Here is a 2,434-nt window from a genome sequence, read left to right on the forward strand (position 1 = left end):
CTCTGTTTCTCTTCTTCGTACTTTCTTATTGTTCTTGTGTTATGAACATCGTTTTCTACGTCTAATCTTGGCCACCTCATTATCAAAGCGATGCTTTTAACTCTTTCTTGGCCCTATCGAAGTCTTTTTGCATATCAGAGATACGAGTGTTCATCTCTGCTCTTTGCTGCTTTCTCATCTCTTGATAGAATTTAGACTCTGCCTCTAACTTCATCTTAGAGTTTTTATCTAAGCGATCGAGTTTTGCTGCTGCATAGTCTTTAGTTCTTTCAAGTTCTGTTTGTTGATTCTTATACTTTTGCTCATAACTTTCAACAATCTTATCAACTCGACGGTTAAACTCTTCTCTTTGATTCTTCATTGTCGATTCAAGATTACGGCGAGTCATATCTGCAATTTCTTTCTTCTCTAATGAATACTCATGTTGAAGTTGTTGAACATTTTCTAGGTTAGCATTTTCAAGTTTAACGACATTTTCACCAAAGTGCTTTCTTTGTCTATTAAGAAGATTCTTATAAAACTTTGTTGATCTTAGAGATTCATCTTCATGCATCTGATCTTTATTTCTTAGTTCTCTATTATAAGACTTCTCAAGATTAACTTGTTCTTTTCTATTTCTTTCAATATTTGTGTAAAGATTTGTATTAAACTCTTCTTTCATGCGATCGATATTCTGTCTTTCAACAAAATTCTTCTCGCGCACCTGAGCATTAACGTGCTTGTCCATCTCAGCAAGGTCTTCTTCAAACTTCACACGTTGATCAAACATAAGCTCTCTCATACCATCTAGACGAGCCTCATAATTATCGCGTATCTCTTGCTTTTGAAACTCTACACCCTCTCCCCTAAGCGAGCGGTCCATAATTTCATCTTTTTCTTTGCTCAAGAAATAAACCTGCTCCCTATTATCAGTGAGTAGATTTGTTCGATCTCGATTAAACTTCTCTTGAAGTTTTTTATAATCTCTTTGAGAGGCATTGGTCATTCTTTCTACTGATCTATTAAAATTGTCAGTAACGCGATCAATCTCCCCCCTATCGTCACTTCGAGATCTTGCTAATTCTTGTTCATAACGAGCATTAGAGCGCTCAAATTCACTATTATGATTTTGAACAACTTTTTCAAAACGATCGTCATAATAATCTTTCTGATCACGCAACTGTTTACTCTGATCCTTCATGAGCTGATCTGTTTCTTGACGACCTTTCTTTACTAATTGTTTCTTCTGAGTCGACATCTCATCTCGAAGTTGCTTAACTGTATCTTTTGACTTTTGTTGGATATCTTCAATCAGCTGACTTGAGTTCTTTTCTTTAACTTCAATCTTGCGATTGAGATTGTCTGTCGTATTCTCAAGCTGCTGCTCACTTGTATACTTATGCTGTGCGAGTGCCTCATCATAAGAGTTCTTGATCCCAAAGAGCTTATTTTGAAAACCTTCAGAAAGTTTCATTCTCTCTTGTCTAAAATCTTCTCTTTGCTCAGCAACTTTTCTCTTATAACCATCCCTTCTCTCATCTAAGAGCTTGGAGGCTTTCTTACTTATAACTTCGATCTTCTCTTCGTTATCTTCAATAAGAGCATTCTTCTTTTCAATATGATTTTTACGCATATCATCCATCAATAACTCATTTGTGTTATTGATATTATCAATTTGTGACTCGTAACTCTTCTTCAGTTTTGCCACTGAATTTTGATGAGTTTCCCTCAAGTCTGATAATTGTGATGAATAATCGTTAACTTTCATAAACCACACTGGTTGAGCGCATACTATACACGCCATTAAATTATAGAATATTTCCCATTTCTTATTGAGGGGGAAAATCTCCCCGCCTCGCCCGAGTCATTTGATCTGGTATTAAAAACCTACGTGTTTTTTCACTAACATAGAGATACAATAAATCCATGGTTGGAAATAGAGAAAGTTATTTAAATTTATGGCGTGCAGTGATTGGACTAACAACAGTTGATGGAATTGTAACTGATCAGGAAAGGGAGTGGATTAATAAGTTCATGGCCCAGATCAAGATTTCTGATGAAGAAAGGGCCATACTTGAAGATGATATTCAAAACCCGAAGAATGCCATCACATTTATCGACCAGATAACAGAAGCCTCTCACCTGTCTCAACTCCACCATCTTGCCAATATTGTTTTCAAGTCTGATGACTTCGATCATAAAGAAAGTGTCTACTTAGACAAGATTCACAAGCATATCGAAACGAGAGTCGACCTGATGTGTGCAATGAGAAAGTCTCAAGATGTCATGGCCCAAGTTGAAAGAGAACGTCTTGCTCAGAAAAAGGACATTAAAGGCTTCTTTCTAGGCTTAGCAGAACTTTTTCGCAGCTAGTCACTAATCTATTTAAAGAGAAAATTCGCTCAATCTTTTTCAATTTAAGAAAACTATGTTAGCTTATGGCGTTCAATTTTAT

General features: G+C 36.1%; 2 protein-coding genes. One reads left to right on the forward strand and one right to left on the reverse strand.

Annotated features, from left to right (window positions below; all coding sequences use genetic code 11):
• Positions 1–82: 82 nt before the first annotated feature.
• Positions 83–1,747, reverse strand: a complete 1,665-nt coding sequence (locus tag M901_RS02290; RefSeq protein ID WP_034719710.1) for a hypothetical protein — start codon at positions 1,745–1,747, stop codon at positions 83–85.
• Positions 1,748–1,905: 158 nt separating this feature from the next.
• On the opposite strand from M901_RS02290, the gene M901_RS02295 reads away from it, so the two are divergent.
• On the forward strand, positions 1,906–2,352 hold the full coding sequence (locus M901_RS02295; protein ID WP_021276545.1) for a DUF533 domain-containing protein: 447 nt from the start codon (positions 1,906–1,908) through the stop codon (positions 2,350–2,352).
• Positions 2,353–2,434: the final 82 nt, after the last annotated feature.

This window comes from Bacteriovorax sp. DB6_IX, from assembly GCF_000447775.1.
In the GTDB taxonomy this organism is placed as follows: domain Bacteria; phylum Bdellovibrionota; class Bacteriovoracia; order Bacteriovoracales; family Bacteriovoracaceae; genus Halobacteriovorax_A.